Source organism: Lysobacter sp. FW306-1B-D06B (genome assembly GCF_038446665.1).
Taxonomy (GTDB): domain Bacteria; phylum Pseudomonadota; class Gammaproteobacteria; order Xanthomonadales; family Xanthomonadaceae; genus Lysobacter_J.
On the sequence record NZ_CP151802.1, the window covers coordinates 2,393,728 to 2,417,003 of the forward strand.

At 68.4% G+C, this 23,276-nt stretch carries 23 protein-coding genes and 1 tRNA gene; 11 read left to right on the forward strand and 13 right to left on the reverse strand.

The features are described 5' to 3' along the window. Positions 1 to 51: 51 nt before the first annotated feature. From AAFF32_RS10990 to AAFF32_RS11000, 3 genes are read right to left on the reverse strand one after another with little or no spacing between them, the layout of a single operon-like run. Positions 52 to 822, reverse strand: a complete 771-nt coding sequence (locus AAFF32_RS10990; protein ID WP_216958491.1) for a CpsD/CapB family tyrosine-protein kinase — start codon at positions 820 to 822, stop codon at positions 52 to 54. Then, a complete protein-coding gene (locus AAFF32_RS10995) occupies positions 819 to 2,417 on the reverse strand; it encodes an XrtA system polysaccharide chain length determinant (protein ID WP_216958488.1) in 1,599 nt (532 codons plus the stop codon). Before AAFF32_RS10995 ends, AAFF32_RS10990 begins: the two co-directional genes overlap by 4 nt. A gap of 11 nt (positions 2,418 to 2,428) precedes the next feature. Beyond that, the gene (locus tag AAFF32_RS11000; protein WP_216958486.1) at positions 2,429 to 3,049 is read right to left on the reverse strand and encodes an XrtA/PEP-CTERM system exopolysaccharide export protein; all 621 of its coding nucleotides are present in this window, start codon (positions 3,047 to 3,049) and stop codon (positions 2,429 to 2,431) included. A 272-nt stretch (positions 3,050 to 3,321) separates the two neighbouring features. On the opposite strand from AAFF32_RS11000, the gene galE reads away from it, so the two are divergent. Beyond that, positions 3,322 to 4,407 carry a UDP-glucose 4-epimerase GalE gene (gene galE / locus AAFF32_RS11005; protein ID WP_342315201.1) on the forward strand — a complete coding sequence of 362 codons (1,086 nt, stop codon included), beginning with the start codon at positions 3,322 to 3,324 and terminating at the stop codon, positions 4,405 to 4,407. A 78-nt stretch (positions 4,408 to 4,485) separates the two neighbouring features. Here the strand turns inward: galE and AAFF32_RS11010 are convergent, their stop codons facing one another. The 7 genes from AAFF32_RS11010 to AAFF32_RS11040 form a co-directional block, all read right to left on the reverse strand. Next, on the reverse strand, positions 4,486 to 6,243 hold the full coding sequence (locus tag AAFF32_RS11010) for a sulfatase-like hydrolase/transferase (RefSeq protein WP_342315202.1): 1,758 nt from the start codon (positions 6,241 to 6,243) through the stop codon (positions 4,486 to 4,488). A 226-nt stretch (positions 6,244 to 6,469) separates the two neighbouring features. After that, positions 6,470 to 7,318, reverse strand: a complete 849-nt coding sequence (locus AAFF32_RS11015; RefSeq protein WP_216958481.1) for an alpha/beta fold hydrolase — start codon at positions 7,316 to 7,318, stop codon at positions 6,470 to 6,472. 10 nt (positions 7,319 to 7,328) lie between these two features. Beyond that, positions 7,329 to 8,150 (reverse strand): bifunctional hydroxymethylpyrimidine kinase/phosphomethylpyrimidine kinase, encoded by an 822-nt coding sequence (thiD, locus tag AAFF32_RS11020; protein ID WP_342315203.1) that lies wholly within the window; start codon positions 8,148 to 8,150, stop codon positions 7,329 to 7,331. Next, complete coding sequence (locus AAFF32_RS11025; RefSeq protein ID WP_342315204.1) at positions 8,147 to 8,827, reverse strand: YoaK family protein; 681 nt, start codon at positions 8,825 to 8,827, stop codon at positions 8,147 to 8,149. The genes thiD and AAFF32_RS11025 overlap by 4 nt, the downstream gene beginning before the upstream one ends. 114 nt (positions 8,828 to 8,941) lie before the next feature. Then, positions 8,942 to 10,339: a PhoH family protein gene (locus tag AAFF32_RS11030; RefSeq protein WP_216958476.1), complete on the reverse strand. Its 1,398-nt coding sequence runs from the start codon at positions 10,337 to 10,339 to the stop codon at positions 8,942 to 8,944. Positions 10,340 to 10,514: 175 nt separating this feature from the next. Beyond that, the gene (locus tag AAFF32_RS11035) at positions 10,515 to 10,997 is read right to left on the reverse strand and encodes a peroxiredoxin (protein ID WP_342315205.1); all 483 of its coding nucleotides are present in this window, start codon (positions 10,995 to 10,997) and stop codon (positions 10,515 to 10,517) included. Positions 10,998 to 11,068: 71 nt separating this feature from the next. After that, on the reverse strand, positions 11,069 to 11,629 hold the full coding sequence (locus tag AAFF32_RS11040) for a glycine cleavage system protein R (RefSeq protein WP_216958472.1): 561 nt from the start codon (positions 11,627 to 11,629) through the stop codon (positions 11,069 to 11,071). A 242-nt stretch (positions 11,630 to 11,871) separates the two neighbouring features. Here AAFF32_RS11040 and dapA point away from each other — a divergent pair, with 242 nt between their 5' ends. Beyond that, positions 11,872 to 12,777 carry a 4-hydroxy-tetrahydrodipicolinate synthase gene (dapA, locus tag AAFF32_RS11045; RefSeq protein WP_216958470.1) on the forward strand — a complete coding sequence of 302 codons (906 nt, stop codon included), beginning with the start codon at positions 11,872 to 11,874 and terminating at the stop codon, positions 12,775 to 12,777. A 19-nt stretch (positions 12,778 to 12,796) separates the two neighbouring features. Then, positions 12,797 to 13,297 (forward strand): hypothetical protein, encoded by a 501-nt coding sequence (locus AAFF32_RS11050; protein WP_342315206.1) that lies wholly within the window; start codon positions 12,797 to 12,799, stop codon positions 13,295 to 13,297. Between the two features lie 107 nt (positions 13,298 to 13,404). Here AAFF32_RS11050 and fdxA read toward each other — a convergent pair whose 3' ends face one another. Together fdxA and AAFF32_RS11060 are read right to left on the reverse strand one after the other, a co-directional pair. Further along, positions 13,405 to 13,728: a ferredoxin FdxA gene (fdxA, locus tag AAFF32_RS11055; RefSeq protein ID WP_115840725.1), complete on the reverse strand. Its 324-nt coding sequence runs from the start codon at positions 13,726 to 13,728 to the stop codon at positions 13,405 to 13,407. A 147-nt stretch (positions 13,729 to 13,875) separates the two neighbouring features. After that, positions 13,876 to 13,951: transfer RNA gene (locus tag AAFF32_RS11060), tRNA-Glu, on the reverse strand. Positions 13,952 to 14,066: 115 nt separating this feature from the next. Here AAFF32_RS11060 and pcnB point away from each other — a divergent pair. The 6 genes from pcnB (at position 14,067) to pgi (ending at position 19,762) form a co-directional block, all read left to right on the forward strand. Then, entirely contained in the window at positions 14,067 to 15,395 is a 1,329-nt protein-coding gene (pcnB, locus tag AAFF32_RS11065; RefSeq protein ID WP_216958467.1) for a polynucleotide adenylyltransferase PcnB, read from the forward strand. After that, positions 15,392 to 15,925, forward strand: a complete 534-nt coding sequence (folK, locus tag AAFF32_RS11070) for a 2-amino-4-hydroxy-6-hydroxymethyldihydropteridine diphosphokinase (RefSeq protein ID WP_342315207.1) — start codon at positions 15,392 to 15,394, stop codon at positions 15,923 to 15,925. Before pcnB ends, folK begins: the two co-directional genes overlap by 4 nt. A gap of 30 nt (positions 15,926 to 15,955) precedes the next feature. After that, positions 15,956 to 16,774, forward strand: coding sequence for a 3-methyl-2-oxobutanoate hydroxymethyltransferase (gene panB / locus AAFF32_RS11075; RefSeq protein WP_342315208.1), 819 nt, complete (start codon positions 15,956 to 15,958; stop codon positions 16,772 to 16,774). Positions 16,775 to 16,866: 92 nt separating this feature from the next. Further along, on the forward strand, positions 16,867 to 17,715 hold the full coding sequence (panC, locus tag AAFF32_RS11080) for a pantoate--beta-alanine ligase (RefSeq protein WP_216958460.1): 849 nt from the start codon (positions 16,867 to 16,869) through the stop codon (positions 17,713 to 17,715). A 141-nt stretch (positions 17,716 to 17,856) separates the two neighbouring features. After that, positions 17,857 to 18,237, forward strand: a complete 381-nt coding sequence (gene panD, locus AAFF32_RS11085; protein ID WP_216958458.1) for an aspartate 1-decarboxylase — start codon at positions 17,857 to 17,859, stop codon at positions 18,235 to 18,237. A 7-nt stretch (positions 18,238 to 18,244) separates the two neighbouring features. After that, positions 18,245 to 19,762, forward strand: coding sequence for a glucose-6-phosphate isomerase (gene pgi / locus AAFF32_RS11090; protein WP_216958456.1), 1,518 nt, complete (start codon positions 18,245 to 18,247; stop codon positions 19,760 to 19,762). Between the two features lie 396 nt (positions 19,763 to 20,158). Here the strand turns inward: pgi and queG are convergent, their stop codons facing one another. Next, entirely contained in the window at positions 20,159 to 21,190 is a 1,032-nt protein-coding gene (gene queG, locus AAFF32_RS11095) for a tRNA epoxyqueuosine(34) reductase QueG (RefSeq protein ID WP_216961736.1), read from the reverse strand. 82 nt (positions 21,191 to 21,272) lie between these two features. Here queG and AAFF32_RS11100 point away from each other — a divergent pair, with 82 nt between their 5' ends. Both AAFF32_RS11100 and tsaE read left to right on the forward strand, forming a co-directional pair. Beyond that, on the forward strand, positions 21,273 to 22,790 hold the full coding sequence (locus AAFF32_RS11100; protein WP_342315209.1) for an NAD(P)H-hydrate dehydratase: 1,518 nt from the start codon (positions 21,273 to 21,275) through the stop codon (positions 22,788 to 22,790). After that, positions 22,787 to 23,263 (forward strand): tRNA (adenosine(37)-N6)-threonylcarbamoyltransferase complex ATPase subunit type 1 TsaE, encoded by a 477-nt coding sequence (gene tsaE, locus AAFF32_RS11105; protein WP_216958452.1) that lies wholly within the window; start codon positions 22,787 to 22,789, stop codon positions 23,261 to 23,263. Before AAFF32_RS11100 ends, tsaE begins: the two co-directional genes overlap by 4 nt. The last annotated feature ends 13 nt before the right edge of the window (positions 23,264 to 23,276 follow it).

Consider the following 23,276-nt stretch of genomic DNA (forward strand, 5'->3'; position numbering starts at 1 on the left):
GCGACCGCATGGAGTCTTCCGTTGGCCATTGAATCTCCCCTGAGCTGGCTCTCAAACGCCTTCGTTGAAGACGACGCCGGCGAACTTGCCCGGATCGAAATTCGCCGCCGCCTGCGCGATCGACGCGGCCGTGTCGCGTCCGTAGCCGGCGACGAGGATCACCACGTCGGCGATGTCGGCCAGGATGCGTGCGTCCGGCGTGCCCCGCACCGGCGGTCCGTCCAGGAACACGTAGCAGTTCGGATGCCGGCTGCGGATCGAATCCAGCAGCAGGCGCATGCGCACGGAGGAGAAGTACTCCGCACCGATTTCGCGCGGCGTGCCGGCCGGGATCAGGCGCAAGCCGTTCACGCCGGTCTCGTAGATGACATCGCCCAGGTCGCCTTCGGGATCTTCCAGGTACTCGACCAGGCCGCCGGCCTCGGTCTCGATCTTCATCGTGCGCGCCTGCGTGGGATGGCGCAGGTCGCAATCGACCAGCAACGCGCTCTTGGTTTCGTCGAAGGCCATCGCGGTGGCGAGGTTGCGCGCGACGAAGCTGCCGCCGCTGCCGGCACTGACCGGCGCGACCAGGGCCACGAAGCTGCCTTCCATCGCCGAAAGCAGGCGCGTGCGCAGTTCGCGGAAGGCATCGACCTCCGGACGCGACACGCCGCCGCGGTGGATGATCGCGCGGTCTTCCAGCTGCGTCGGCGTGAGCTGGGCAACGCCCGCCGTGCGCGAGATGGTGGGGCGAAGGTCGCGTTCGCGGCCGTCTTCGTGGGCGGAGTCTTCCTGCGCGGGTGCGAGTTCGGGTGCGAGTTCGGGATTGGCGGCGCTCATTGCAGGTTCACCATCTTCAGGGCGAGGGTCAGGCCGTACACGAGCGGTACCACCAGGAAGATCATCGCGGCGATCACGAAGCGGCGCGTGCCCTGGCGGCGCGAAGGCGCGGTCTGGTAGCGCGGCACGGAGCCCAGCACCGGCAGCGCCGCCGCTGTTTCGATCTGATAGGGCGAACGCACGCGCGGATCCAGGCGGACGAAGCCGAACAGCAGCAGCAACGGCGCCAATGCGGCGGCGCCGAGGCCGGCGCTGGCGACGTGGACCAGACGCAGGCCGACACCGCGCAGCGGGAAGCTGGCGGGTTCCTGCACGCGGAAACTCAGGCCGCGCTGCTCGGAGTCCAGGCTCATCGACACGCGCGCGTTCTCGCGGCGCTTGAGCAGGTCCTGGTAGAGATCGCGGTTGACTTCGTAGTCGCGCGAGAGCTCGGCGAGCGTGCTCTCGGAAGCGGCGATGTGGCGGCTGCGCGCCAGTTCCTGATCGAGCAGGGCCTGGCTGGTGTTGATGCGCGACGTCACCGCGGCGGCCTGGCGGCGGTTCTCGGAGAGCTTGCTCTTGAGTTCGCCGTACAGCGGGTTGAACCCGGCGACGCCGCCAAGCGCGGTGCCGTTGCTGGCCATGTCCTGCCCCGACGAATTGCCGGGACCGGCGGCCTTGCGCGCGGCCACGCGTGCGTCTTCGTTGCGGACTTCTTCTTCCAGGTCGCGGATCTGGTGCTGGATGCGCACCACGTCCGGATGCTGTTCGGTGTAGTTCATCATCAGCTTGTCGTGCTCGGCTTCCAGTTCGGCCATGCGCGCCAGCAGCTGGCCCGAACGCGTCTGCACCACGTTGACTTCGTTCTCGCCGTTGAGCTGGCCCTGCAGCGCATTGCCCTGCGATTCCAGGTCCATCAGCTCCATGCGCGAGGTGTCGGCCATGCGGCGCAGCTCGCCGATGCGCGAGTTCACGTCGCCGTCGATGCCCGGGCGCGCGTCCGGATTGGACTTGCGGTAGGCCTCGAGCTTGGACTCGGCGTCGGTGAGTTTCTTGTGGTACGCGCGCACCTGGGAGTCGATGAAGTCGTAGGCGTCGCGGCTTTCGTTCGCCTTGGTCGCCAGGCTTTCCTGGATGATCAGTTCGGCGAAGCGCTGGGTGACGTCGTGCGCGCGCGCCGCATCGGTGTCGGTGTAGGACACGCGGATGAGGTTGTCGCGCGGATTGGAGATGATCGTGCGGCCGGTGATCATCTCGATGATCTGATCCTTCTGCAGCGGCGTGGGGTTCTTCGCCAGCCAGCCACCGGTCTTGAGGATCTCTTCCATCGTCTTGCGGCTGAAGGCGACCTCGCGCGTGATCGCGGCGCGGCTCACCACACTGGTCGGCACGGCGCGGCCTTCCATCAGCGGTTTGATGATGTTGCTTTCCTCGACCAGGATCGTCGTCTGCGAGTTGTACTTCTTCGGCAGCAGCAGGCCGAAGACCAGGGCACCCAGCGCGATCAGGGTGAACACCGTCGCCAGCATCACCGGGCGGCGGCGCCATTCCTCGAAGGCCACCGGCACCATCGCCGCGACGGCGGAGGGGCGCGTCTCCGGGACCGTCAGGTCCATCGATGCCCCGTTCACAGTGTGCGTTCCGGGACGGTGATGACGTCGCCCGGCGCGACCTTGAAGTTGGTCGTCAGGTCGCCGTCTTCCAGGATGTGGTCCAGCCGCACGGCATAGCTGCGCGTGCTTTCGCCGGTCTTGCGGTAGAGGTCGGACTTGGCGGGCGCGGCGAACTCGGTCACTCCGCCCGCGGCGAGAACGGCGTCGAGCACCGTCATGCCCTGGCGGAAGGGGATGGAGATCGGTTGGCGCACGGCGCCGGTCACGCGCACGCGGGAGAGGTATTCATGGCTGCGCAGGTCGGTGAGGATCACCGCCACCTGCGGGTCGCGGACGAAGACGGCCAGGCGCTCCTGGATCTCCTTGGCGACGGCGTTGGGCGTGCGGCCGCCGGCCGACACGTCGCCGACGAGCGGCACGGAAATCTTGCCGTCGGGCCGGACGGGCACGGTGATGCCCAGTTCCGGGTTGCGCCACACCGACACCTGGACGATGTCATCGATGCCGATCTGGTAGGCGTCGACCAGATTTTCCGATTCCGCCGGAGGCGGCGAGTTTGCCGAGCGCCCCGACGAGGCGCAGGCGGAGACGAACACCATCAAAGCAATGACGAGTACGAAGTGGAACGTGCGCATGTCGGACAACCCCCTTGCATTCGTCCTGAGCGAACGGCGCGACGGCGGAAATCCGGCCAATTGGGCTCGTGCCGGGGGCATGCCGGCGCATGCCGGATTTCACGCCATTCCGACCTGCCCGGCGCGGGCCGCACTTTGCGTTGGAGGTATCAGGACGGCGGATCAGCGTCGTCCGGGGGAGCCGCCACGAAACACCGGCGGCGCGTGCGTGTCGGTCGCCCGGGCGGTCGTCACGCGTTGCCCGGTGAGGGCCTTTCCGGAATCGACCGTCCATGCGAATCCTCGTCTGCGGTGGCGCGGGCTACATCGGCAGCCATACCTGCCTGAGCCTGGCCGAACGCGGCCACCAGGTGGTCGTCGCCGACAGCGGCGTGAACAGTTCCGCGCGCGTGGTGCCGCGCCTGCGTCGCCTGGCCGGCATGCCGGTCCCGGTGCATCGTGTCGACCTGCGCGATCGCGGGGCGTTGTCGGTGCTGTTCGCCACGTACCGTTTCGACGCGGTGCTGCACTTCGCCGCACTCAAGGCGGTGGGCGATTCCTGCCGACGCCCGCTGGAGTACTTCGACAACAACATCAGCGGGACCATCGTCCTGCTGCAGACGATGCAGGCGGCGGGCGTGCGCCGGCTGGTGTTCAGTTCATCGGCCACGGTCTATGGCGAGCCAGCCCAGGTGCCGGTTCGCGAAGACGCGGCGCTGTCGGTGATGAACCCCTACGGACGCACCAAGCTGGTGGCCGAGCAACTCATCGGCGACCTGTGCACTGCCGACACCGGTTTCCGCGCGGCGAACCTGCGCTACTTCAATCCGGTGGGCGCGCACGCCTCCGGCCTCATCGGCGAGGACCCCTGCGGCGAGCCGACCAACCTGATGCCCTACATCTGCCAGGTCGCCGTGGGCGTTCGCGAGAAACTGCGCGTGTTCGGCGGCGACTACCCCACCGTGGACGGCACCGGCGTGCGCGACTACATCCACGTCGTGGACCTGGCGCGCGCGCATGTGGACGCGCTGGAGTACATGGTGCGCGAGGATCGCAGTGTGACCGTCAACCTCGGCACCGGCCGCGGCGTGAGCGTGCTGGAACTGGTGCACGCGTTCGAGCGGGCGAGCGGGCGGCGGATTCCCTACGAGATCGTCGACCGCCGCCCCGGCGATGCGGCGTCCGTCTTCGCCGATCCCTCGCTGGCGCAGGAACTGCTGGGCTGGCGCGCGGAGTTCGACGTGGACGCGATGTGCCGGGACGCGTGGCGGTGGCAGGCGATGAATCCGGAGGGCTACCGCACGTCGGTACGCCGCACGCCGGTCATGCGGGTTCGCAGGCCGAAGATCGTGGCGGCGCGGGTGGCCGATGCGTATTGATGCGTGCGGCTCCGCTTGCGCGTAAGCGCTCGCGGGGAGCCGTTCGTCAAAGTGTCGTGGTACGTGCGACGACGGCGCTCAAGGCGCCGCGCCAGCCGTGCCCGTGTCGCCCGCGAGGGGGCGTCGATCGTCGTCGGCCAGGGCCTGCTGGAGTCCGTCGCGCAGTTGTGCGGGGCGGCCGATGGAATTCCACACCGGATCCCGTCCGAAACGCACGAAGTAAGTGGACAGGAATGCGCGTCGGTCTTCAGGCAAAGTCGCCATGAGGTCCGGTTCGAAATTCGCCTGCGCCGACGGGGGGCCATAGCCCATCAGCGTCAGCAGCGTGGGATAGACGTTGAAATGGGTCGTCTTGTCCTGGTTGCGCCGCGAGGCATCGCGCAGCAACGGCGAGAGTTCGGCATTGCGCGTGATCGCCGCCATCGGCACGCGGCCTTCGCCCGCCGAAGCGCGGCCGGGGGTGCAGTGCGTCTGCTCGCCGGGGCTTCCGTCTTCGTGGAAGTTCTGGCCGTGGTCGGCGGTGTAGAGGATCAAGGTGTCCGACAGATCCACGTTCGCCAGCGCCTCGCGGAAGAAGCCGCGCGTGTTCCAGGCCACGCAGTTGCGGTAGCTGTTGACCTGGCGCCAGCGTTGTTCGGCGTTCTCGGCCAGGCGGTAGCCCGTGCCGTCGTCGGCTTCCTTCGACAGGAACGTGCGCGGCATCGTGGGCGAGTACAGCGTGTTCGCCGTCGGATACTTGCCCTCGTACGGGAAGTGGCAACCCATCTTGTTGACGTAGGTGAAGCTGGGGCGGTCGCGCAGCAGCACGCTGTTGAGCAGGCGGCCGGCCTGGATGTCCTTCGCGTCCGGCGCGTATGCGGTGCCGACCTGGACGAACTCGTCGATCTCGCCCACTTCGCGCTTGTCCATGAAGTTCTGCAACTTGCCGTCGTTGCGCTGTGCGTCGATGTAGACCGTGCGGTAGCCGGCGCGGGATGCGTAGCGCCAGAACGATGGGTTGATCTGCAGGTCCTTGAGGTAGCTGTCGCGGGTGACGCCGTAGCGCACGCTGGCGTTGGAGGTGGACGAGCAGTTGGCCGACGAGGCCGCGACGCCGAAGTTGAACAGCGCCGGGCCCAACGGACGCAGTCCCGTTTCCACGCCGTCCTCGACGTTGAGATCGACATAGTCGCCGCGCACGCTTTCGTCCATCACCAACACGATGTGGCGGAACGGGCGTTGGCCCAGGTGCGCCAGCGCGATGTCCTCGCGCTCCGGTGCGGGAGGTGCCAGAAGCTTTTCAGCGCTGAGCACGCCGGCGAACGCCGCGGTGTTGTACTGGCCGGGAAAACCGTTGGAGCCTTCACCACCGCGCAGGTACAGGATCGCGCCGATCGCCAGGATCGGCAGGAACTGGAGCAGTCCCGGATTGCGCTGCGGCCAGCGCAGCAGCGAGGCGGAGTTGGGCGGCGCCAGCCACGGCGGCAGATTGATCGCGATCACGCCCAGCGCCGACCACGCGACGGCCTGCAGCACCTGCGTGTCGTGGAAGCCTTTCAGGTTGCTGGCGAAGCCGATCAGGCCCAGCAGTTGTTCGAATTCGAGCAGACCAAGATGCCGCGAGACGATCAGCGCGTGGGCGAGGGTGAAGGTGCTGCCGAGGAAGAAGATCGCGCTCCATACGAGGCGTGTGACCGCACGCGCATGGAACGCGAGTACCAGCATCGAGACGATGCACAACAGCCAGACCGCGGCGAACACCGCCAGGCCGGGTTGCAGCCCGATGTGGGCCACGCGCTCGGCGAGCAGGCGGTTGGTGCCAAGCAGATAGATGCCGATCAGGACCAGCTTCACCACGATCCATGCAGCCGGAAACCTCGATACCCATCCGCCCATGCGATCGAGCCCCCCGTTGCTCCGTTACCCCTTCCAGCGTCCCTTGCGGGCAGTGGAGGGACGGAAACCGCTTGTATGCCCGGCGCGCGGCCGGATTCCGGCCGCCGACCCTTCGGCAAGGGAAGGTGGCCTCATTCCGGGCTAACGCAAGGCGGGGGCGACGTCGGTCGCGTGCCCGGACGAACGGTCAGGGCGAGGGATCCAGCAGTGCCTCGACGACGGCGTCGGGCTGCTTCATCCAGGCGTAGTGATCGGCGCGCGCGCCCAGCGCGGAGGCGCTCAGCACGTCGATGCGCGCATTGGCGCGGCGCAGCTTGGACAACAGGAAGTCCAGCGAGGACGGCGGCCCGAGCCAGTCCTGTGCGAGCACGACGGCGCGCACGTCCAGCGTGAGCGCGGCCATCGCCGCTTCCAGGTCCAGATCGACGCCTTGCGCCGCATAGCGGCCGGACAGGCCGGTGCGGCTCCAGTCGTGGATGACGCCGCGCGCTTCCTGGCCTCCGAAGCCGATGCGGCGACCGGGCAGGGCACCGTGGAACTGCGCCAGCCAGGCCAGGAATCGATACACGAACGGCAGCCAGCACGCGGTGCGTAGCGGAAAGGCGCGCCAGTACGGGGCGCCACTGCCGACCAGCCACAGCCGCTGCGCGCTCTCCGGCGACAGGCCGAGGCGGCAGCAGGCAAGCTGCCCACCGAGGCTGTGGCCGCCCAGGATGCGCGGTGTGTCGGGCGCGTGCTGTGCGACGAGTGCCTCGCTGGCGGGGATGTCGAGGGTGAGCAGTTCGCGATAACCCCAGTCGCTGCCGCGCCCGGCGCGCAGGCTGCTGGAGCCCGCGCCGCGCCATTCATGCAGGAAAACCGCGACGCCGCGCCGCGCGAGGGCTTCGGCAAAGGGCAGGTAGTGCTTGGCGCCTATGCCCATCGCCGGCAACCACAGCAGACTTGCGTGAGGCGCGGACGGAATGCGCGCGATCAGCTGGAAGCGATGGCCGTCGGCGCTTTGGGCGTCGAGGTCGAGCGCCTTTACGGACTGCATTCGCGTTGCGTCATCCACGGGGAGCAGCTCCGAAGTGATCCAGCACCAGCACATCGCCGCGACCTGGGCGATAGCCGCCAAGCAGCGCGGCGTGCACGTAGTCGGTGGCGGCGACGCTGGCCTCACGCAGGCCCATGCCCAGGCACAGGTTGGCCGCCACGGCGGAGGCGAGCGTGCAGCCGGTTCCGTGCGCATCCAGTTGCAGGCGCGCGTGGGCGATGGCGTGCGCGCCGTTGTCGTCGCGGAACAGATCGACCACTTCCTCGCGCGAGGCCGCGGCCGGCAGGTGGCCGCCCTTGAGCAGCACGGCGCGTGCGCCGAGCCCGCGCAATGCGTCGATGGCTTCGCGCATCGCATCGACCGTGCCGATGTCGCGGCCGACGAGCAGTTCGGCTTCCGGCAGGTTCGGCGTGATCAGCGTCGCCAGTGGGATCAATCGCGTGCGCAGGGCATCCAGTGCGCTGGTTTCCAGCAGCCGCGCGCCGGAGGTGGAGACCATCACCGGATCGAGCACGACGTGCGGCGGCCGGTGGTGTTCCAGCGCATCGGCGACGGCGTGGATCACGTCGGCGTTGGCGAGCATGCCCAGCTTCACCGCGCCGATGGTGAAGTCGTCGAAACAGGCGTCGATCTGCGCGCGCAGGAATGCGGTATCGGGCACGTGCACCGCGGTCACGCCGCGCGTGTGCTGTGCGGTGAGCGCGGCGAGCGCACTCAGGCCGTGCACGCGGTGCGCGGCGAAGGTCTTCAGGTCGGCCTGGATGCCGGCGCCGCCGCCGGAGTCGGAGCCGGCGATGGTCAGCGCGCAGATGGGCGGGGAAGCAGGATTCATGGCGACAGTGTGCCTGCCGGACCGCGGTGCAGGCGATAGGCGACGTACGCCACTCCGGTCACGCCGGTGATTGCGGCGGGCACGTACAAGGCGCGGTAGCCCAGGTGCGGAAACAGCAGCGCGCCGACCACGCCGCCGAGCAGGAAGCCGCCGATGATCGACAGGCACAGCCACAGCCGGCGTGGTTCGGCCGGCACGCCGCGCAGGCGGTGGCCGAGGAAGACGCCCAGGTCGGTGAACATGCCGGTGAGGTGCGAGGTGCGTACCAGCGTTCCGCTGTAGGTGGCGGTCATCGCGTTCTGCAGGCCGCAGGCCATCGCCGCGAGCGCGGCACCGGCGATCTGCTGGCGTTCGAACAGCGGCACGGCGGCGACGAGCAGCGCCGACTCGATCGCCAGTGCCACGCCGTAGCGGCGGCCCAATCGCAGCGTGCTGTCCTGGATGATGAGCCCGCTCAGCACCGCGCCGCCGACGAACGACAGCACCACGGTCAGCAGATGCCATGAAGCGCGGGTATCGCCCTGTGCGAGCGATGCGCCGAGCAGGGTCGTCGTGCCGGTGAGGTGGGTGATGGCCTGGTGTTCGAAACCCAGGTAACCCACGACATTCACCATGCCCGCCACCAAAGCGAGCGTCGCGGCGCCGAGCCAGACCCAGGCGGGAAGGCGTTTGATCATGGAGCGACGCAGCCCGTTCGAAGTGGATGCGTTGCATTGTGCCTGACGGCAACCAGGCTCCCCACTCCAACCCCCCTCCCGCGAGCGGGAGAGGGGCTTATTCGACGCGGTGGTTCAGAGCACTTCGGAGGCGTAGTCCGCCAGGCGCGAGCGCTCGCCGCGACGCAGCGTCACGTGCGCGCTGTGCTCCCAGTTCTTGAAGCGGTCCACGGCGTAGGTGAGGCCCGAGGTGGTCTCGGTGAGGTACGGCGTGTCGATCTGCTCCACGTTGCCCAGGCAGACGATCTTCGTGCCCGGGCCGGCGCGGGTGATCAGCGTCTTCATCTGCTTGGGCGTGAGGTTCTGCGCTTCGTCCAGGATCAGCCAGCGGTTGAGGAAGGTGCGGCCGCGCATGAAGTTGAGCGAGCGGATCTTGATGCGGCTGGCGAGCAGGTCGTTGGTCGCCGCACGGCCCCAGCTGCCGCCGTCCTGGTTGTGCGTGAGCACTTCCAGGTTGTCGGTCAGCGCGCCCATCCACGGCGTCATCTTTTCCTCTTCGGTGCCGGGCAGGAAGCCGATGTCCTCGCCCACGCTCACCGTCGCGCGGGTCATGATGATTTCGCGGTAACGCTGCTGGTCCATCGTCTGCGCCAGGCCCGCGGCGAGCGCGAGCAGCGTCTTGCCGGTGCCGGCGGTGCCGAGCAGGGTGACGAAATCGATCTCCGGATCCATCAGCGCGTTGAGCGCGAAGTTCTGCTCGCGGTTGCGCGCGGCGATGCCCCACACCGCGTGCTGGTGGTGGCGGTAGTCGTCGACGATCTGCAACACCGCCTTCTCGTCGGTGACGCGCGCGACCTTCAGTTCGGATTCCTCGTCGCCGGGCAGGTAGAGGAACTGGTTGGGATGGAAGTCGTCTTCGTCGCGACGGGAGATTTCGTAGAACGTGCGGCCCTTCTCGGTCCAGGACTTGAGGTCCTTGCCGTAGCGCTGCCAGAAGTCTTCCGGCAGCGCGGTCGCGCCGGTGTACAGCAGGCTGAAGTCGTCCAGCGCGCGGTCGTTCTCGTAGTCCTCCGATGCGATGCCGGCGATGGACGCCTTGATGCGCAGGTTGATGTCCTTGGAGATGAACACCACCGGCACGCCCGGCTCGCTTTCCTTCAGCGCCAGGATCGAACCCAGGATGTGGTTGTCCGGGATCACCGCGCCGAAGCGCTTGCCGGAGTCGAAATCGCGCGTCTGGAAACGCAGCCGGCCGATGCTCTGCTCGCCGCGCAGCTGCAGGCCCTGCGGGCGGCTGAGCGGGATGCCGGTGGAGATCTTGTCGCTGCCCTGCGCTTCGATCAGCTCATTGAGGAACCGGCTGACCTGGCGGGCGTTGCGGCTGGCTTCGGAGTTGCCTTTCTTGGCGTTGTCGAGTTCCTCGATGACCTGCATCGGCAGGAAGACATCGTGCTCCTCGAATTTGAACAGCGCGGTCGGGTCGTGCATGAGGACGTTGGTGTCGAGCACGTAGATCCGCTTGCTTCTGGTCATCGAACACTCCGGAGCGAGTGAGACAGCGTGGAGAACGGTGGCTGATGGAACGATTTACTGCGTTGTGCGTTCGGAAACCTGACTGCGGCACATGCAAGACGCGGACCGCGCGCGCACGGCGACGCCGCCGTGGCCCGCGGGGCGGGACGGCGGCGCGAAGGGCAGGCGGAGGGGGTCACTGCGTTGCGTGTTCCTTGAGCGCGTCGAGTACGGCCTGGGCATGGCCGGGCACCTTGACCGGGCGCCATGACTGGGCGATGACGCCCTTGGGGTCGATCAGGACGGTGCTGCGCTCCACGCCGACGTACTCGCGGCCGTAGAGCTTCTTGGGCTTGATCACGCCGAAGGCGTTGCACAGCGCTTCGTCGCCGTCGCTGACCAGGTCGAACTTGAAGCCCTGCTTGGCGCAGAAGTTCTGGTGCGATTTGATCGAGTCGCGCGAGACGCCCAGCACGGTGGCGCCGGCCTTCTTGAACTTCGGCAGCAGGGCGTTGAAGTCGATGCCCTCGGTGGTGCAGCCGGGCGTGCTGTCCTTCGGGTAGAAGTACAGGACCAGCCACTGGCCGGTGAAATCCTTGAGCGAGGCGGTTTCACCGCTGGACAGCGCCAGGGGCAGGGCGGAAACGGTCTTGGGAATTCGGTCGCCGGTGTCGAGCATCGTACTTCTTCATCGCTCCTGCGCTGGCCCGCTGCGGGTACCAACTTGCCGCGTTCGCGCGCGTTTCGCAATCAGAACTTCATGGGGTCCATGATCGCGTCGAGGTTGAGGTGGTCGCAGAACTCCAGGAAGTCGTCGCGCAGCGCCGCGATGTGCATGCTCGACGGCACGCCGATGGTGATCTGCGCCGAGAACATCTCCGCGCCCGTCTGCATGGCGCGGTAGCGCGAGGAATGCAGGCTTTCGATGGTGATGCCCTGGCGGTCGAAGAAATCGGCCAGCTGGAACAGGATGCCCGCCTTGTCGGCCGCGACCACTTCGACCACGTACGGCAGCAGGTTGGACTGCGCCTGCTTGGCGCCGGTCCGGTACCACACCAGCTTCAGGCCTTCTTCCCGCTCCAGGCGGGTCAGCATGGCCTCCAGCTTGGCGACCGAGTCCCAGGAACCCACCGCCAGCGCGGTCACCGACACGTCGCGACCGACCGTGGCCAGGCGCGCGTCCACCAGATTGCAGCCCGAATCGGCGATCCGGCGCGTCACCGAAAGCAGCGGCGACTCCGGATGCGTCGTGTAGGCGTTGATCAGGAGGTGGTTTTCGTTCGGCGACGGCCGGGAAGCGGAATCGGTCAAGGCGGCGCCTGCGTCGGGAGCGTGAGCTGCGATACTGAATGGTGGCCCGTGAGGGGCCCGTGCTTGCCGAGGAGCATACTTGCCCGCGCTTTCGGGCCGCAAGTAACATCGCAAGGCGCTGAGCGCGCGCTCGACACCGCTCGAACGCCCCGAGTCGACGACGCAGGTCGACGGCCCGGCCCAACGACCCGTGCGAAATCGCACGGACCTAGAAGCAAACGCGGCCTCGGACCCTGAAGACCTTGCGACTTACCGGCAGCATCACCGCGCTGGCGACGCCTTTCACCGCGTCCGGCGAACTCGACCTCGACGCCTGGAACCGACTGCTCGACGAGCAACTGGAGTCGGGCACGCAGGGCCTCGTGGTGGCCGGATCGACCGGCGAGGCGGCGGCCTTATTCGACGCCGAATACGACACGCTGCTGCGCACGGCGGTGGAACGCGTGGCCGGCCGCGTGCCGGTGCTGGCCGGCACCGGCCTGTCGAACACCGCCAAGACCATCGAACTGACCCGCCGCGTTGCGCGCCTGGGCGCCGACGCCGCGCTGGTCGTGACGCCTCCCTATGTGCGCCCGACCCAGGCCGGCCTGATCGCGCACTACCGCGCCATCGCCGACGACGGCGCACTGCCGCTCGTGCTCTACAACGTGCCCGGTCGCACCGGCGGCGACCTGCTGCCGGAAACCGTGGCCGAACTCGCGCCGCATCCGCGCATCGTCGGCATCAAGGAAGCGCGCAGCGAACCCGACCGCATGGCCGCGCTGCTGGCGCTCAAGGACAACGGCTTCGCCGTGCTCAGCGGCGACGATCCGACGGCGTGCCGTGCGATGTTCGCCGGCGCCGACGGTGTGATCTCGGTCGCGTCCAACGTCGTGCCGCGCGCGTTTCGTCGCCTGGCCGACCTGTCCCGCGCCGGCAAGCGCGACGCGGCGCTGGCACTCGATGCGCGTCTGCAACCGGCCTACGATTTCCTCGGCGTCGAGCCCAACCCGATCCCGGTCAAGGCACTGCTGGCGGGAAGGGGCATCGGCCACGGGCTGCGTCTGCCGCTGCTGTCGCTCTCGGCCGCACACACGGACACCGCGACGGCGATCGCCGCGCTGGTGGCCGAACTCGAACTGGAATGCCGCGAATCGCTCGTGGCCTGAACCTCTGCAGGAGACTTACATGCGTCCCAATGTTTCGATGACCCGTGCCGCCGTGGCCGGCCTGTTGCTGGCCGGAATCGTGGTCGGCTCCGGTTGCAGCTGGTTCCGCAAGGGCAGCGACCTCTACGCCCAGAGCCCGGAAACGCGTCCGCTGGAAGTCCCGCCGGACCTGGACCAGCCGCGCACCGACACTGCGGTGAACGTACCGTCCGCAGCCGCCGCCAAGGCGATCAGCACCGGCCAGGCCTCCGGCGGCTTCACGCTGCCGATCGCCCGCGAAGAGGCCTACGCCCAGGTCGGCGAGGCGCTGGCGGCGGTGGAGGGCGTCAACATCACCAGCCGCGCCGAAGCGCTGGGCGTTTACGACGTGGGCTACGAGGGCAGCAACTTCCTCGTGCGCGTGGCCGGTGCAGGTGCGGGCTCCTACGTTTCGGCCGTCGACCCGCGCGGCCTGCCGGCCACCGGCGATGCGCCGAAGAAGCTGGTCGACACGCTGCGCACGGCGCTGGGCGCGCAGTAAGCGTCGACGCCGCGGCAGCACAAAAAACGGGCGCCGTGGGCGCCCGTTTTTTTGTGCGTCAGCCAGACAGCATCCGCGCGGCTCAACCGCTCTCGCGGGAAACGGGCTCAGCGCTCCAGCAGATCCAGCTTCCCCGGCTTGCCTTCCCACTCCTTCGCGTCCGGCAGCGGGTCCTTGCGCGTGGTGATCACCGGCCAGGCCTTCGACAGCTCGGCGTTGAGCGCGACATAGCCTTCCTGGCCGGCCGGCACGTCGTCCTCGGGGTAGATGGCATTGATCGGGCACTCCGGTTCGCACAGCGTGCAGTCGATGCACTCGTCCGGATCGATCACCAGGAAATTCGGGCCCTCGTGGAAGCAGTCGACCGGGCACACCTCCACGCAGTCGGTGTACTTGCACTTGATGCAGTTCTCGGTGACGACGAAGGGCATGGCGGGAATTTCCGTGGGAAAGGCGCGCGTGAGCAGTGGCGCGGGAGGTAGTTTAACGATTCGCCGCCGCAGGTCCCAATCCGGGGTTTGGCTGATCGCCGGGGCCGCAACGAAAAAGCCCGCGCATCGCTGCGCGGGCTTCGGAATTGGTACTCCCAACGGGATTCGAACCCGTGTTACTGCCTTGAGAGGGCGGTGTCCTAGGCCTCTAGACGATGGGAGCGGATGGAGCGGTGAACCCCGCGGAGGCTCTCAACACAACGCGGCTTGCTAGTATATGCGCCGCCGTAGCCCCAGGCAACGACCATCTTTCAAAGGACCCGCGGCAAGCCCGCCTGATGCAAGCCAACATCCAAACCCATCTGCAGATCATCCCGCGCGACCAGCACAACGTCTCGCGGCGTGACATCAGTCCCAACGCCCTGCGCGTGCTCTACCGGCTGCGGGAGGGCGGTTTCGACGCCTATCTGGTGGGCGGCGCGGTGCGCGACCTTCTCATCGGCGGCCACCCCAAGGACTTCGACGTCGCCACCAACGCGACGCCGGAAGAGGTCAAGGGGCTGTTCCGCAACTGCCGCCTGATCGGCCGCCGCTTTCGCCTGGCGCATGTGGTTTACGGCCGCGAGATCATCGAGGTCGCGACCTTCCGCGCCAACAGCGACGACGGCAGCGGCGACCGCGAGTTGCACGAGGGCGGCCGCGTCCTGCGCGACAACGTGTACGGCACGATCGAGGACGACGCGGTCCGTCGCGACTTCACCGCCAATGCGCTGTATTACGCGATCGAGGACTTCTCGGTGCGCGACTACACCGGCGGCTACCAGGACGTGCGCGATCGCCTGATGCGGCTGATCGGCGATCCGCATACGCGCTACCGCGAAGATCCGGTGCGCATGCTGCGCGCGGTGCGCCTGGCGGCGAAGCTCGACTTCGAGATCGAAGCAGCCACCGCGGTGCCGATCCCGGAGCTCGCGCCGTTGCTGCGCGAAGCAGCGCCGGCGCGCCTGTTCGAGGAGTGCCTGAAGCTGTTCCTGTCCGGCCACGCGGTGAAGAGCTTCATCGGCCTGGAACGCCATGGCCTGTTGCCCGCACTGCTGCCCGAGACCGCGGCCGCGCTGAAGTCCAACCGCACCGGTGCGCTGCGTCGCATGCTGCTGGAAGGCCTGAGCGGCACGGACGCGCGCGTCGCCAATGACGAGCCGGTATCGCCTGCGTTCCTGTTCGCGCTGCTGCTGTGGCCGGCGTACTGCCGTGCCCTGGCGCAGCTGCAGGCGCAGGGTGTGCACGCGGCCGAAGCGCAGCGTCGCGCTGCCGATCGCGTGACCGTGCACCAGTTGGAGACGATCGCGCTGCCGCGCCGTTTCTCGCTGCCGATGCAGGAGATCTGGCTGCTGCAGTCGCGCTTCTCGCAGCGCCAGCGCAAGCGGGTGTTCCGACTGCTTTCGCATCCGCGCTTCCGGGCAGCGTTCGACTTCCTCAACCTGCGCCTGGCCGCGTCCGACGAACACGCCGACGACGTGGCGTTCTGGCGCGAAGCGCAGCTTCATCCGGGTGAGGCGCTGGCCGTGGAGGCGCACGCGCATCACGAGGTGGAACCGGGCGAGGAGGGCGATGCACCGCGCAAGCGCCGTCGCCGTCGTCGCAAGCCCGTCAACGGCGGCGAATGAGCGAAACCGACGACCGCCCGGTCGCCTTCATTGGCCTGGGCAGCAACCTGGGCGACAGCATCGCGACGTTGCGGGCTGCGTTGCGCGCGCTGGATGCGCTGCCGGGAACGCAACTGGTGCGCGCCTCCCGGCTGTACCGGACCGCCGCGTGGGGCGTTACCGAGCAGCCGGATTTCATCAACGCGGTGGCCATGCTGCGCACCTCGCGCGCGCCGCAGCAACTGCTGGCCGACCTGCTCGACATCGAGCGCCATGCCGGCCGCCATCGCCTCGCCGATGGCAGCGACCGCTGGGGGCCGCGCACGCTGGACCTCGACCTGCTGCTCTACGGCGAACAGCGCATCGACGAGCCGGGCCTGCACGTGCCGCATCCGCGCCTGCACGAGCGCGCCTTCGTGCTGGTGCCGCTTGCGGAAATTTCGCCCGACGCCCGCATTCCCGGCGTTGGAACGGCCGCGCAGGCACTGGCCGGGATGGCACCGGCGCAGGTGCAGGGGGTAACGTATGCGGACCCCCACGATCCCGCCTGAGCCTCCTCGGCCGGCGCCAACTCAGACCCCATGTACAGCGGAACTCCGAACGAGAAGCCCTGGACCGTGCCCGCGCTGGCAGATGCCAAGCGCGACGGCCGCAAGCTGGTGATGCTGACCTGCTACGACGCAGGTTTCGCTCGCACGATGGACAGCGCCGGTGTCGACCTGGTGCTGGTGGGCGATTCGCTCGGCATGGTGGTGCAGGGCCAGGACAGCACGCTGCCCGTGGCCGTGGCCGACATCGCCTATCACACGACGTGCGTCGCGCGCGGCTTGGACAAGGCACTGCTGGTCGCCGACCTGCCGTTCGGTGCGGACGCCACACCGGAACGGGCGCTGGAAGCTTCGATCGCATTCCTCCAGGCCGGCGCGGCGATGGTCAAGCTGGAGGGCGCGGGCCACAAGCTCGAGGTCATCCGCTTTCTGGTCGATCGCGAGATTCCGGTCTGCGCCCACCTCGGCCTGACCCCGCAGTCGGTGCTGCGCCTGGGCGGCTACAAGGTGCAGGGTCGTGACGAACTCGCCGCTCGACGCCTGCGCGAAGACGCTCGCGCCGTGCAGGACGCCGGCGCCAGCCTGCTGGTGCTGGAATGCGTGCCGACGCCGGTCGCCGCCGCGATCACCACCGACCTGCACATCCCGACCATCGGCATCGGCGCCGGCCCGCAATGCGACGGGCAGGTGCTGGTGCTGCACGACATGCTGGGCGTGCACTCCGGTCACCGCCGCCCGCGCTTCGTGAAGGATTTCCTGGTCGAAGGCGGTTCGGTGGCCGGTGCCTTCGCCGCCTACGCCCAGGCGGTGCGCGACGGTTCCTTCCCGGACGCCGAACACTCCTACGCCTAAGCGCCTGCGGGCCGCTTCCGAGCCCGTGCTCGGTTCGTCCGGCGTATACCTGCCTCCCTCTGCTTTCCGCGTCTGATCCCCACGCTCACACCATGATCGAAACCTTCACCGACCTGGCCCGCCTGCGCGAACGCGTCCGCGGCTGGAAACGCGACGGCCTGCGTGTCGCCTTCGTGCCGACGATGGGCAACCTGCACGACGGGCATTTCTCGCTGGTGAAGCTCGCGCGCGAGCATGCCGATCGGGTGGTCGCCAGTGTCTTCGTCAATCCGACGCAGTTCGGACCGAACGAGGATTTCGCCCAGTACCCGCGCACACCCGACGCCGACGCGCGCGGCCTGGAGGCCGCGGGCTGCGACGCGATGTGGCTGCCCACGGTGGAAGCGATGTACCCCTACGGGGTGGAGGCCACCGTGCGCGTGCAGGTGCCGCAGGTGACGCAGACGCTCGAAGGCGCGCACCGTCCGGGCCACTTCGACGGCGTCGCCACGGTGGTCTCGCGGCTGTTCAACCAGGTGCAGCCGGATGTGGCGGTGTTCGGGCGCAAGGATTACCAGCAGTTGGCCGTGGTGCGCTACATGGTCCGCGACCTGGCGTTCCCCATCGAGATCGTCGGCGCGCAGATCGTCCGCGAGGCCAACGGCCTGGCGATGAGTTCGCGCAACCAGTACCTGTCGGCCGACGAGCGCGCGCAGGCCGCCGGAATCCACCGCTGCCTGTCCGCCATGGCCGACGCCGTGCGGGCCGGGCAGCCGCGCGAAACGGTGGAAGCCGCCGCGCACGGAGGCCTCGTGTCCGAAGGGTTCGTCCCGGATTACGCCGTGGTCCGTCGCCCCGACCTGACCGTGCCCGCCGACGGCGAGGCCGGACCGTGGGTCGCCCTGATCGCCGCCCGCCTGGGCCGTACGCGGCTGATCGACAACCTCGAATTTACCGCCTGAACGCCGCCGCCATGGGCGGGCTTAACCGTTCCATGGCCGTCGACAATGGCGAAGGCGGGGTGATGTTGCACCGCGCCATGCGCTGCTAGACTTTCCCCAATTGCGTCCACACGCCCGCGCCCGCGGTCGGAGCCGAACACCATGCAACTGAACGTCCTCAAGGCCAAGATCCACCGTGCCACGGTGACCCACGCCGAGCTTCACTACGAAGGCTCGTGCGCCATCGACGGCCGCCTGCTCGACATCTCCGGCATCCGCGAGTACGAGCAGATCCACATCTACAACGTAAACAACGGCCACCGTTTCGTCACCTACGCCATCCGCGGCGAAGAGGGCAGCGGCGTGATCTCGGTGAACGGCGCCGCCGCGCACTGCGCGCAGCCGGGCGACCTGGTCATCATCTGCGCCTATGGCGTGTGCGACGAGGCCGAAGCCGCCAAGTACAAGCCCACGCTGGTCTACGTCGACCGCGACAACGCGCTCACGCACACCAACCGGTCCATGCCGGCCCAGGCCGCCTGATCCGGACATGAGTGCCGACGCCCGTCTGAGCCAACTTCGCGCCCAGGCCGGGCGTGCCCTCCAGCAACCGCTGAAGACCCTCATCGCCGACGACTCGGCACGCGCGCAGGATTTCGCCCTGCGCGTCGGCCCGATCTACGCGAATTTCGCGCGCCAGCATTACGACCGCGAAGCACTGCAGGCGCTGTTCGCCCTCGCGCAGTCGGTCGATGCGCCGGCGCGCGTGAAGGCGCTGTTCGACGGCGAGAAGATCAACCTGACCGAAGGCCGCTCGGTGCTGCACACCGCGCTGCGCAGTGATCTGTCCGACGCGCCCGTCGCGAAGGCCGCGCACGCGCAGGCGCTGGACGCGCGCAAGCGCATGCGCACGCTGATCGACGCGCTGGCGGCCACTGACGTCACCGACATCGTCAGCGTCGGCATCGGCGGTTCGGACCTCGGACCGCGCCTGGCGGTCGACGCCCTGAGCGGGCCGGCGCCGGGGCGCTTCCGCGTGCATTTCCTCTCCAACGTCGACGGCCATGCCGCACAGCGCGTGCTCGCCGGACTCGATCCCGCGCGCACTGCCGCGGTGCTGATCTCCAAGACGTTCGGCACGCAGGAGACGCTGCTCAACGGCACGATCCTGCGCGACTGGCTGGGCGGTACCGAGCGCCTGTACGCCGTCTCGGCGAACGTCGAACGCGCCGCGCAGGCGTTCTCGATCCCGCCCGAGCGCATCCTGCCGATGTGGGACTGGGTCGGCGGACGTTATTCGCTATGGTCGGCGGTGGGTTTCCCGATCGCGCTGGCGATCGGCATGGACGCGTTCGAGCAGATGCTGGCGGGCGCGGCCGAGATGGACGCGCACGTCCTGCGCGCGCCATTGGAACGCAACCTCGCCGCGTGGCACGCCTTGACCAGCGTGTGGAACCGAAACGGCCTGGGGTATTCGACGCAGGCGGTGTTGCCGTACGACGAACGCCTGAAGTTGCTGTCGAACTACCTGCAGCAGCTGGTCATGGAAAGCCTGGGCAAGTCGGTGCGCACCGACGGCACGCCGGTCGGCGTCGAAACCGTGCCGGTGTGGTGGGGCGGTGCAGGCACCGACACGCAGCACAGCTTCTTCCAGGCGCTGCACCAGGGCACCTCGATCGTGCCGGCGGACTTCATCGGCGTGGTTCGTGCCGATGCGCCGTATCCGCAGAACCATCGCGCGCTGCACGCCAACCTGCTCGCGCAGACCGAGGCGTTCGCCAACGGCCAGCACAGCGACGACCCGCACCGGAACTACGCCGGTGGGCGGCCGACCACGACGATCCTGCTCGACGCGCTGACGCCGTTCTCTTTCGGCGCGCTGCTCGCGCTGTACGAACACAGCGTCTACCTGCAGTCGCTGGTGTGGGGGATCAATGCGTTCGACCAGTTCGGTGTCGAGCTGGGCAAGCAGGTCGCCAGCCGTCTGTTGCCGGCACTGGAAGGGCAGGCGGGTGCGGATGATCCGGTGACGCGCGAGTTGCTGGGGCGTTTGCGCGGGGACGTGTAGCGTTCGCTGCGCAGCGCTCACGCTGCCGGCCCGCCATCACCGCAACCACCGCAAATACCGTCATCCCGGCGAAGGCCGGGACCCAGGCCCGCAGCGTACGGGCACTCCGTTTGCGGCAAACCGCCTCACCGTCATTCCCGCGAACGCGGGGCTTTTGGGCCGCCGTATGGCGGTACTCTCCAGGGACGTTTCACGCCTTCCCGATTACCTGTGAACATCACCAACAAGATGGATTCCAGCTTCCGCTGGAATGACGTGAGGTGTCAGACAGCGTGACAACCTGGATCCCGGCCTTCGCCGGGATGACAGCAGTTCTGGCACACACTCGACCTTCTGCGAAGGCGGTCCCGTTCCCGCTACCGCATGGCGGCACGCCATCCCGTCGCTGCGTCTTCCTCAGCCAGCCCCATGCCTTCGCAGCGCCCATTCGATGTGCTCGCGCAGGACGGGGCTGGACGTTTCGCGCCTTGCGCGCAGTGCATCGATCACCTCCGGCGTCGATGGCGCATTCCCCAGCGCGACGGCGATGTTGCGCAACCAGCGCTCATGGCCGCTGCGACGAATAGCGGAACCCTCGGTGCGCTGCATGAATTCATCCTCGCTCCACGCGAACAGCTCCACCAGCGTGGCCTTGTCCAGATTGTTTCGGACACGGAAATCGGGTTCGTCCGTGCGTTGCGCGAACTTGTTCCAGGGACAGATCAGCTGGCAATCGTCGCAGCCGAAGATGCGGTTGCCGATCGGGGCGCGCAGTTCTTCCGGAATCGCGCCTTCGTGCTCGATGGTGAGATACGCGATGCAGCGCCGCGCATCCAGTCGGTACGGCGCGACGATCGCCTGCGTCGGGCAGATGTCGATGCAGCGCCGGCAGGTGCCGCAATGCGCGCTGGCGGGCGTGTCGATCGGCAGCGGCAGGTCGACGTAGATCTCGCCCAGGAAGAAAAACGAACCGCCGTCCTTGTCGATCAGGCAGGTGTGCTTGCCGATCCAGCCCAGCCCTGCGTTGCGCGCAAGCGCGCGCTCCAGCACCGGCGCGGAGTCGACGAACACGCGATGGCCGAACGGCCCCACGACGTCGGCGATGCGGTCGGCCAATCGTTGCAGACGCTGGCGCATCAGCTTGTGATAGTCGCGGCCGAGTGCGTAACGCGCCACGTAGCCGCGCTCGCTGTCGTCCAGCGTGGCCCAGGCTTCGTCGCTGTCGCGGCCGTAGTCCAGGCCGACGGAGATCACGCGCACCGTGCCCGGATGCAGTTCGTGCGGGCGCGCGCGCAGTTCGCCGTGGCGCGCCATCCAGTCCATCGAGCCGTACAGCCCCTGCGCAAGCCAGTCGCGCAGGTGGGCCTCGTCCTCGCCAAGCTCGATGCCGGTGATGCCGCAGCGCTGGAAGCCCAACTCGCGCGCGAGTTCGCGCACGCGGTCGGCCAGCGCCTCGAGGTCGGGCGCGGTGGTCGGAGGGAGCGGCGGCGATTCGACGGGTTTCACGGCGCGCCAAGTATAGAATCGCGCGATGGCCCACGCTGCCGCCCCCTTCGTTCATCCGCTCTACGATGCGGCCGCGCTGCGCCAACTCGAGACGCACGCCGCGCAGCGCCTGGGCGACGCCTTCGAGCTGATGCGCCGTGCCGGCCAGGCCGCATGGCGCGATCTGCTCGCGCACTGGCCGCAAACGCAGCGGATCGTGGTGGCCTGCGGGCCGGGCAACAACGGTGGCGATGGCTATGTGTTGGCGCGCCACGCCCATGAATCCGGGCGCGAAGTCCGGGTCGTGCGCCTGCGCGAGCACGCGCCACGCGGCGAACTGGCCCGTCGCGCGGCCGACGACTATGCCGCAGTCGGCGGAGTCGTCATTGACTTCGAACAAGCTCTGCCGCGCGCCGAGGTGATCGTCGATGCCGTGTTCGGCATCGGATTCTCGCGTGCGCCCGACGCGTCGACGCAGGCGCTGATCGCGGCGATCAACGGCGCGCATGCTCCGGTGTTCGCGCTCGATGTGCCCAGTGGTGTGGACTCCGATCGCGGCTGCGTGCCCGGCGACGCCGTGATCGCGACGCGGACGCTCGAATTCATGGCGGGCAAGGCCGGCCTTCGCACCGGCAGCGCGCTCGATCACGCGGGCGCGCTGTCGCTTGCATCCCTCGGCTTGGAAGCCGCGGATTTCGAAGGAATCGCGCACGCCGCCGAGCGCCTGTCCGCGACGGATCTTCCGCGTTGGCTCGCACCGCGTCCGCGCGACACGCACAAGGGTCGCAACGGGCGCGTGCTGTGCATCGGCGGCGACCACGGCAGCGGCGGCGCGATCATGCTGTGCGCGCAAGCAGCGCTGCGCAGTGGCGCGGGGCTGGTGGAAGTCGCCACGCGCGAGCGACACATCGCGCCATTGCTCGCGCGCGTGCCCGAAGCGATGGTGCACGAAGTCGGCGACACCTACGCTTTCCACGCCGCATTGGAGCGCGCCGATGCGATCGCGCTGGGGCCGGGGCTGGGGCGTGACGACTGGGGGCCGCCGCTGTACGAACGCGCGATCGCCAGCGGAAAAGCGCTGCTTCTGGATGCGGATGCGTTGAATCTGCTGGCAACCAAACCCTTCGCATTGCCTGCCGATGCGGTCATCACGCCGCATCCCGGCGAAGCGGCGCGACTGCTCGGCGTGAGTACCGCCGACGTGCAGCGCGATCGCTTCGCCGCCGCACGCGCGTTGTGCGAGCGGTATGCGTGCGTGGTTGTGCTCAAGGGCGCAGGCACCATCGTCATGTCCGCGCACGAAGCGCCGCGCGTGATCGCCGCGGGCAATCCCGGCATGGCGGTGGGCGGCATGGGGGATGTGCTGAGCGGCGTGATCGCGGCCTTGCGTGCGCAAGGCAACGACGCGTTCGATGCGGCCAGTTGCGGTGCCTTGCTGCATTCGGTGGCCGGTGACGCCGCCGCGCATGACGGCGGCGAGCGCGGCTTGCTGCCCAGCGATCTGATGCCGTGGTTGCGTCATTTCGCCAATCAAGAACCGTACGTCCCGGAGCCGATGCGATGACCGAAGTGTGGTTGCCCGATGCCGATGCCACCGACGCGCTCGGTGCGCGTCTGGCGATCACGCGTCCCGCGCAGGCCGTGGTGCATCTGCACGGCGATCTCGGTGCCGGCAAGTCGACGCTTGCGCGCGCACTGCTGCGCGCGCTCGGCGTGCAGGGCGCGATTCGCAGCCCGACCTACACGCTGGTCGAGCGCTATCCGTTGGCCGACGGCGGCGAGGCCTGGCATCTGGACCTGTATCGAATCGCCGATCCGGGCGAGCTGGAATTCCTTGGCCTGGACGGCGCGGAAGTGCGGCTGTGGTTGGTCGAATGGCCGGAGCGGGGCGTCGGCGCGCTGCCGTCGCCGGACCTTACGGTCGAACTGGCGATGCGCGGTCCCGGGCGGGTTGCCCGGCTGCGCGCGGGGTCCGGAACCGGGGAGGCGTGGGTCGGGCGGGTCTCCGTCGGGCACGGAGTTGCGGCCGACTCCTGAACGGGTTTGAAGG